Raw genomic sequence first — 8,180 nt, 5'->3', positions numbered from 1 at the left:
ATGAACGGCATCCCGGCACCACCCGTGTCCGTACTCCCCGCAAACGGCGTCGCCGCCAGGCTCTCCCCGCCCGGCAGATTCAGACCCTCACCACCGGCGTCCGTACCCAGGTCGGAGCCGACCTCGCCGTCCACGGCCGGGTCACCCGTCCACGGCGCGACACTCGGATCCAACAAACCAGAAGCATCGGACGGTTCACCACCCGTGCCCGGCTGACCCGCACCACCGCCCATACCGCCGCCCATGCCCGGCATGAACGGCATCCCGGCACCACCCGTGTCCGTACTCCCCGCAAACGGCGTCGCCGCGAGCCGCTCGTTGTGCGGCAGATTCAGACCCTCACCGCCCGCGAGCGTTCCGAGATCGGAGCCCGCCTCACCGTCCGTGGCCGGGTCACCCGTCCACGGCTCCGCACTCGGGTCCAACAGGCCGGAGGCGTCGGACGGTTCACCGCCGGTGCCCGGCTGGCCGGCGCCGCCGCCCATACCGCCGCCCATGGGCGAGAACGGCATCCCGCTGCCTCCGGTACCGGTACCGCCGGCGTAGGGGGACGCCAAGGGGGAATCGGACTCAAGCGCGTTGTTCTTGAGCCCCGCGGGGTTGGCGAGCGAGGACGGCAGGCCGGACTCCGTCGACTTGCTGCCGGGGAAGGACGCGGGCTTGACCGAACCGAGGCCGCTGCCGATGCCGCTGCCGATGCCGCTGCCACTGCCAATGCCGTCGGTGTCCGGCATGCCGAGGCCCTTGCCGCCGGTTCCTGTCGAGCCGGGGAACTCCTCCGCGGGCAGGTCCGACGTGAATGCCTTCGGGGAAGTCGCTGCCAGCGACTTGTAGTTGGGCAGGCTGCCCGAGCCGTTCGTGCCCTTGGCCCCGCCGAACGCGGTCGGGCTGAACGGGATGCCGTCGCCCGTGCCGAGGCCGCTGTCCCCGCCGACGCCCGTGGAGCCGGGGAAGCCGGCCGGGCTGGAATTGGGGTTGAGGAGGCTGTCGAGGGCGTTCGGGTCGAGGGCTTCGGAGTCGGGGCCGCCCAGGCCGCTGCCGTTCGGCGTGGCGAGCGCGCTCTTGGTGTCGAAGGGCGTGCCGGAGCCACCGGTGCCGAGGCCACCGGTGAACGGTGACGGGTTGGCGCTCAGGGCGTTGAAGCCGTTGGGGTTGAGCCCGTCCGCGCCGGTGGGGTCGTAACCGCTGCCCGTGGTGTCGGTCGCGCCGGGGAACGGCATGCCGTTCAGGTCGGTCGGAGTGAGGTCGGCGGGCGTCGGCGCGTCGAACGACGCCGGCTGGTAGTCGGGAACGTCGATGTCAGGACCGCCGGTCGTGTCCGGTCCGCCGTCCGTATTCGGGTTGCCCACAGGCGAGTTGACACCGGAGGGCGAGTGCACGGAGTCGATGGTGACCTGGTACTCGCTCGCGAGGCTCTTGAGCACCGCCCGCATGTCGTTGCTCATCATCTCGACCAGCTGGGGCTTCTTGCTGATCGGGATGAGTCCGTTGTCCATGGGCGTGACGCCCATCTGGATGGCCTGGTCCGCGTACCAGTGGTCGATGTCGTGGATCTTGTTGATCGCGTTGGTGAGGTTCACCGCGTTGTCGGCGAGCTGCTGCGGCACGGAGTGGCCGCCGCCCGAACCGCCGCCCAGCACATCGGCGTTGGCCTGCACCTGCTTGGAGAAGGTGTTCATCATGTCGAGGAAAGCGTCGGCCGCGGCCCCCTTCCACGGCCCGTCGTCGCCCGCGAGCGCCTTCGCCTGGTCGCTGAGCGCCTTCGCCACGCCGCTCAGCGTCATCTGCACCTGGTAGAACGCGTCCGCCGCGTCCTGGAGGGACTGCGGGTCGGAGACCGACTGCGCGTGCTGCTCGTTGGCGTCGCTCTCGGTACCAGCGGACATGCCGACGATGGCGGCCATGATCTGCTTCCAGTCCCAGCTGTCGTAGTCCGAGACCGATCCGCCGCCTTGGCCGGGATCACCGAAGACGCCGTCGTCGCTGCCCTTGAACCCGCCGCCGTCGTAGTCAGTTCCCATCCCGCTCACACTCTCCTGTCGACACCCGCGCCGCACCGCGGCCCGCACCCGCACCCTGCGCCGCCGGCCGCCCGCCCGGCCCCGCCCCGTACGGGAGAGCCGGGGAGGGGGACGGGCGGGAGGCCGACGGTCAAGGGGACTTCAGACTCAGCTCCCGTTGCCGTCCGTGGGCGAAAGGCCGGGGGTGTTGACCGCCCCGGTTCCGCCGTTGTCCGACATCATGGTGTTGAAGTCCTCGGTGACACCGTCCATGGCGTCGGTGAGGTCCTTCGCCTTCATGCCGTTGGCGTCGTCCAGCGTCTTGTACTTCGCCGCCAGCGTCTTCACGCCCTCCCGCAGGTCGGTGAGACCGTTGGTGAGGTCGTTGAGGACCTTGATGTACTGCGCCTTGAGGCCGTCGTCGCCGTTCGTCCCCGTGACCTTCGTCCGGATCTGGTTGGCGTGGTAGAAGGCACCCGAGGCGACCGTGACGGGCGTGAGCGCGTCACTCGCCTTCTGCACCGGCTTGAGCAGCAGGTCGATGTTGGACGCGAACACGTCCATGGACGGGGTGTCCACCGACGTGCCCTTGCCCCCGCCGCCCTTCTTGGGCACCGCAGGCGGGGAGAAGGGGTCCTTGTTGGCGTACGTCCCGTGCCCCGTGCCGAGGTCGGACGAGCCGTCCCACTCCTGCGCCTTGTGCTCGGGTGGCGGCGGGTCCGGCGGCAACGTGCCGTCGAGCGTTCCGTAAGTCATGACTCAGCCCTTCGAAAAGCCGTGGGTCCGGCGGTCCGGGCCCGTCAGCCCTGCCAGAGGCTCACGCCGTTGCGCTCGCCCTGGCCGTACGCCTCGTTGATGGTGCCGAGCTGCTGGGTGGCCTGGGTCGCCATGGTCTGCATCTCAGCGGCGGCCGCGTCCCACTTCGCCTTGGCGTCGTAGTAGGTGTCCCGGGCGTCGCTCTGCCACTGGGCCAGGTCGTTCTTCGACTGGTCGTCCAGCTGCTGGAGCGTCTGCGCGATGCGCTGCGTGATGCTCTGCATCTCGCCGACGATGAAGTCGACCTGCTCCATCTGGACGGTGTACGTGGTCATGCTGGTGGCTCCTGGTGAGGTCGTGTGTGGGTGGGCGGCTTGTTACATGAAGCCCGGCAGGCCGCCGAGGTTGCCGGAGGAGATCAGCTGCTGCACCTGCTGCGCCTTGTCCTCGGTGTCCGAGTGGACGTTCGCGTAGACGCCGGTGTTCTGCGACAGCGTCTCCAGCATGCGCTGGAGCTGCTGGTTCACCGTGCGGAAGTCCTCCAGCCACTTGCCCATGGCGCCGTGGAAGATGGTCGCCGCCTGGCCGGTCCAGGCCGGGCCGAGGGCCTCGATCTGGCCCTCCATGTTGGAGTACGAGCTGGACGACTCGTCCACGGCGGTCTGGAAGGTGCCCTGGGCACGCTTCATGCCCTCAATGTCAACTGAGGTGTTGCTGTTGGCTGCCACCTTGATTCCTCTCTGGTGAGGCGGTCGCCGGGCCCGCTTCGCGGACTCCGGTCTCCCGCCGGGTGTCGGTACCCCACGGGTCCTGCCGGTGCACGTCGTTCATCAGGTGTGCACCAGGGGTGGGGTGTCCTCCTGCCGGGGCGGCGCATCCGCCGTCCCTGCAGTGGTCTGTGGGGGGACGCCGGCCGCGGCGCCCTCGGGCGCGCCGTCCTGCGCTCCGGGCGCGGCCTGCGGAGCCTGCGCCTGCCGGGCCGCGTCCTGGCCCGCCGCGGGACGGGCCGCCCCGGCTCCCCGGGCTGCGGCCTGGCCCTGCGGCTGCGCCAGTGCGCGCTCCAGGTCCTCGGGGCCGACCGTGCGGGTGCGGGCCACCGCGGCGAGCCGGTCGGCGAGCCGGTGCGCCCCGTACGCGGCGCCGCCCGGCGTGCCCTGCGCGAAGCGCTCAGCCAGCGCCTGCCCGGTCTCGGCGGCGAGCCGGAAGCCGAGCGCGGCGAGCCGCCGCTCCGTCAACCGCGCGAGTTCCTCAGGGGTGTACGGGTCGAGCGGCAGGTAGGTCGCGAACGCCTGCGCCAGGTCGATGCGCTCCCGCATCAGGTCCATCAGGTGCGGGGGTCTGCCGAGCAGCACCACAGGGGTCTCCGGCACGGCGGCCATCACATGCGCCAACGCGTCGAGGACGGCGGCGCGTTCGGGCTCCGAGCGGCGGTCGAACGCCGGGTCGATCTCGGGGACGAGCACCCCGCCCGCCGCCTCCTCGAAGGCCGCGGCGAACAGGAACCTGGGCTGCTCGGCCCACCGCACCGGCAGTGAGGCGAGCGGCAGGTGGTGCACGGCGCCCGTGGCGGCGAGGCCGAGTTCGGCGAGGCTGCGCGCGTACAGCCGGGCGAGGGTGCGCCGGCCGGTGCCCGGCGGCGCCTCAAGGACGACGTTGGCGAGCCCGGCGATCCGCTCCTTGCGCTGCGTGAGCCGTACGAGGGTGTCGAGGCGGGTGCGCAGCGCCTCGCGGGCCGCGTCCTGCCCGGTCATCTCGGTCAGCTTGCGGATGCCGGGGCTGTCGGCGCGCGCCCGCGGCGCACGGCCCTTGCCGCCCGCCTCGCCGTCGGCGCCCTCAGGACCGTCCTCGTAGGCGTCGAGGTCGAAGCCGGTGTCGGCGGCGGTCAGCAGGCTCAGTTCCGCGCCGTCGCCCGGCGGGTTCATCGCGAGCCGCGACGCCTGGTTGCTGATCATCTGCTCGAACACCTGGCGGGCCACGCGGCCGTTGCCGAAGGTCGACGTCTTCGGGATCTCCACGAAGTACTGCGTGAGCGCTTCGAGGGCGTCCTCGGTCAGCTCGTAGTAGTGCTTGGCGCACAGGCCGCGCACGATGGTGACGAGTTCCTCCGGCGTGTAGTTGGGGAACTCGACGGTCCGGGCGAACCTCGACGCCATACCGGGGTTGGACGCGAGGAACTGGTCCATCTGCTCGGAGTACCCGGCGACGATGACGACGACCTCGTCGCGGTGGTCCTCCATCATCTTCATCAGGGTCTCGACGGCCTCCTGGCCGAAGTCGGGCCCCGTGCCGCGCGACTGGTTGGTGAGGGTGTACGCCTCGTCGATGAACAGGACGCCGCCGAGGGCCTTGTTGAACACCTCGGTGGTCTTGATGGCCGTGCCGCCGATGATCTGCGCCACCAGGTCGGCGCGCGCCACCTCGACGATGTGGCCCTGGCTGAGGATGCCGAGTTCGGCGAGGACCGCGCCGTACAGCCGCGCCACGGTCGTCTTGCCCGTTCCCGGCGGTCCCGCGAACACGAGGTGGCGGCTCATCGGCGGCATGGGCAGGCCCATCTCCATGCGCCGCTGCGTCATCTTGTTCAGGTTGATGAGGCCGGTGACTTCCTTCTTGACGCTCTCCAGGCCCACCAGCGCGTCGAGTTCGGCGAGCGGCCCGGTGCCGGTGTGGTGGGCGCCCGCGTAGCCGCCCTCCTGCGCCGCGCTCTCCTCGGCGGGGGCGCGCTTGCCCGGCTTCTCGCCGTCCTCGCCGCCGGACGAGCCCGTTTCGAGCCGCTCCACGGTCACGTGCGGTCCTGCCGTGAGCTGGTGCACCGGGCGGCCGCCGTTGTCGCGCACCTCGCAGTCGCGGACGGCGACGGGCTCCTCGGTGTTGCAGCGGACGCCGTCGCCCGCGTTGTCGAAGACCGTGCAGTGGTCGAGTTCCGCGCGGGACGACGCCTGCACGTTCACGCCGTGGCCGCGTGCGCCGGTCACCCGGCAGCCCACCGCGGTCAGCGAGCCGCCGCCCACGACCCGCACACCGTCCGCGTCCGAGCCGGTGAACTCGCTCTCGCGGGCGGTCAGTTCGGCTTCCGCGCCGATGAGTGCCCCGCACTCGGCGACGGTGCACGCCTCCAGCACGGCGTGCGCGCCGCCCGCGAGTTCGACGCCGTGGCCGCCGCCCGTGGACCGCAGCTTGACCTGGATCAGCGTGCCCTCGGACTTCTCGTCGAGCTGGACGGCGGCGCCGCCGGCCGCGATGTCGCCGGAGCGGACGGACAGCGTCGAGGCGCCGCCCGCGACCACGCCCGCGCCGGAACCGCCGGAGACCGTGAGACCTTCCACGCGGGCCGTGGCGGCGTCGGCGAGCCGCAGGGCAGCGCCGCTCGCGTCCCGCACGGTCAGCGCGGTGAACGTCGCCTCGCTGCGCGCCTCCACGACCACGCCCACCGGGGAGTCCGCGACGGTGCACTCCTCGATGCGCGGCCTGGACGCGCCGGTCACCTGCAGGCCGCTGGCCGAGGCGCCCTGGACCGTGCAGTCGCGCAGCAGCGGCGCGGCGCCACCGCTGATGTGCACGCCCTGGCCACCCGAGCCGGTGAAGGAGCAGTGGGCGAGCACCGTCTCGCCGGTGCTCGTGAGGTACGCGTCGAGCGCGGCGCTGCCGCTCACCTCGACCTTGCGCAGCTCGGCCGTGGCCTGCTGCTCGACGGCGAGCGCGGGCTTGCCGCTGCCGTCGATGCGGGTGGCCTCGACGACCGCCGTGGCGCGGCCGTTGGCGCAGACGCCGTTGCCGCGCGGCCGGTTCAGGACGCACTCGCGGACGGTGAGGCGGCCCTGCTCGGCGACGACGACGGCGGACGAGCCGACGTCGGTGATCTCGGAGCCCTCCAGCACGTTCCCGCCGCCCGAGGTCACCACGACGCCCGCGCCCTGGGTGTTGGTGACCCGGCAGCCGCGCAGCGCGAGCACGCCGTCCTGCCAGGCGAGCACCGCGGCCCACGCCTCGCCCGACAGCGCGCAGCCGTCGAGCGCGGCCTGCCCGCGCCGCACGTCGAGCACGGGCGCCTCGCGGTCCGTGCCGGAGAGCACGAGGCCGGACAGCTGCACCTCGGCGTCGACGACGACCGTGGTGCCCGAGGCCGCGCGGATCTCCACACCGCTGCGGCCCTCGGCGACCAGGCTCACGGGCTTGGTGATGTGCAGGGCTTCCTCGTAGCGGCCGGGCGCGATCGTGATCAGCGCGCCGTCGGTGGCGTCGGCCAGCGCCTGCGCGATGGACCGGTGGGCACCGGGTCGGTCCGGGGAGACCAACAGGACTTGCCGGCTCACGGCTTCGCTCCCTCGTTGCGTACGGACGTCTCCTTGCGGCCGGAGACCAGGCCGGGCGGCCAGCCGCTGCCGGGCCCGCCGGTCTTGGGCTCGCCCGCCGCGTCCACGCTCTTCTCCGCGGACTTGGCGGAACTGCCACCGGGTCCTTCGGACTTCTCGATCTTCTCGACGATGCCCATGGCCTGTTCGAGGCCGGCGAGCGCTATGTCGTCGAGCGGGACGCGGGCCACGTCGACCCGGCCGTCCGAGTCGATCTCCGAAGGCAGCAGCTCGCGCAGCAGCACCGTGGGCCTGCCGGCGTCGGGGTCCACCCCGCGCAGCACCTTGAAGCTGGTGCCCGGCACGAAGATGATCTGGTCGGGGCGTTCGGCGTCGACCAGGCTGGTGCGGCGGGCCGTCATCGACCAGATCAGGAAGTCGGTGTCGCCCTCCCCCGCGAGCGCCACGTTGGTGCGCGCCGCGCAGAAGCCCCACTCCGTGACGAGCCTGCCCTCGCGGAACCAGGCGCGCTCGGCGCCGCTCGCGCGGGCGCGCAGCAGCGCGGGGCCTCGGTACGAGGGCAGCCTGCGCAGTCCTGACGCCACGCAGCGGGCGAGCGGCACGTGCGGGCCGACCGTCGCGGACCGCACGGCCCGGTCGACCTGGCCGCTGTCACCCGACAGGTACAGCTTCACGGCGACGAGGTCCGTGAGCGCCTCTGCCGCGTCGCTGCGGGAGGCGCCGCGCAGTCCTGGCGACTCCGACATGACGCGCGAGACCGAGCCGGCGACGGCGTTGTACTGCTCGCTGAACGTACGCCGCACCCAGTCGCGCTCCTTGCCGACCTCGCGGTCGCCCGGCGCAGCGCAGGCGGCCGCCTTCGGCACGGGCTGCACCCGCACGGCGGCGCGCTGCGGTGCGGGCGCGGGCGCCGCGGGGGCGCCCGGCGCGGCGGGCTGAGGGCTCACGGCCGGAGGTACGGGAGCGGGCTCGGCGCCGTTCACCACCGGCGGGGCGCCGTCCCCGGCCTGCGCGGCGGGCACCGGCGCGGGCGCACCCAACTCCAGCCGGATCTGCGGCGCGGCGGGCACCTGCGGGGCCGGCGGCGCCGCAGGCGCGGGCGCGGCCTGCG

Annotated in this window: 5 protein-coding genes and 1 pseudogene; all 6 read right to left on the bottom strand. The window is 72.7% G+C overall.

Annotated features, from left to right (window positions below):
- On the bottom strand, positions 1-2,021 hold a 2,021-nt coding region (locus ABEA77_RS31515; RefSeq protein ID WP_345655240.1), incomplete at its 3' end, for a WXG100 family type VII secretion target.
- A gap of 147 nt (positions 2,022-2,168) precedes the next feature.
- Positions 2,169-2,756, bottom strand: coding sequence for a hypothetical protein (locus ABEA77_RS31510; RefSeq protein ID WP_345655238.1), 588 nt, complete (start codon positions 2,754-2,756; stop codon positions 2,169-2,171).
- Between the two features lie 44 nt (positions 2,757-2,800).
- On the bottom strand, positions 2,801-3,091 hold the full coding sequence (locus ABEA77_RS31505; protein ID WP_345655236.1) for a WXG100 family type VII secretion target: 291 nt from the start codon (positions 3,089-3,091) through the stop codon (positions 2,801-2,803).
- 42 nt (positions 3,092-3,133) lie between these two features.
- Entirely contained in the window at positions 3,134-3,484 is a 351-nt protein-coding gene (locus ABEA77_RS31500; RefSeq protein ID WP_345655234.1) for a WXG100 family type VII secretion target, read from the bottom strand.
- A 102-nt stretch (positions 3,485-3,586) separates the two neighbouring features.
- Positions 3,587-7,069, bottom strand: coding sequence for a right-handed parallel beta-helix repeat-containing protein (locus tag ABEA77_RS31495; protein ID WP_345655233.1), 3,483 nt, complete (start codon positions 7,067-7,069; stop codon positions 3,587-3,589).
- Positions 7,066-8,180: pseudogene (locus tag ABEA77_RS31490) on the bottom strand (hypothetical protein); the annotation flags it as partial. The gene ABEA77_RS31495 and the pseudogene ABEA77_RS31490, both read right to left, overlap by 4 nt.

This window comes from Streptomyces tremellae (genome assembly GCF_039540215.1).
Lineage (GTDB): Bacteria > Actinomycetota > Actinomycetes > Streptomycetales > Streptomycetaceae > Streptomyces > Streptomyces tremellae.
Note: the sequence above shows the minus strand (reverse complement) of the source record. Positions and strands in the feature narration are given on the sequence as shown.

Excerpts from the sequence above, each read along its gene's own strand:
- ABEA77_RS31505 (WP_345655236.1), bottom strand. The coding sequence starts at position 3,091 with ATGACCACGTACACCGTCCAGATGGAGCAGGTCGACTTCATCGTCGGC.
- ABEA77_RS31510 (WP_345655238.1), bottom strand. The coding sequence starts at position 2,756 with ATGACTTACGGAACGCTCGACGGCACGTTGCCGCCGGACCCGCCGCCA.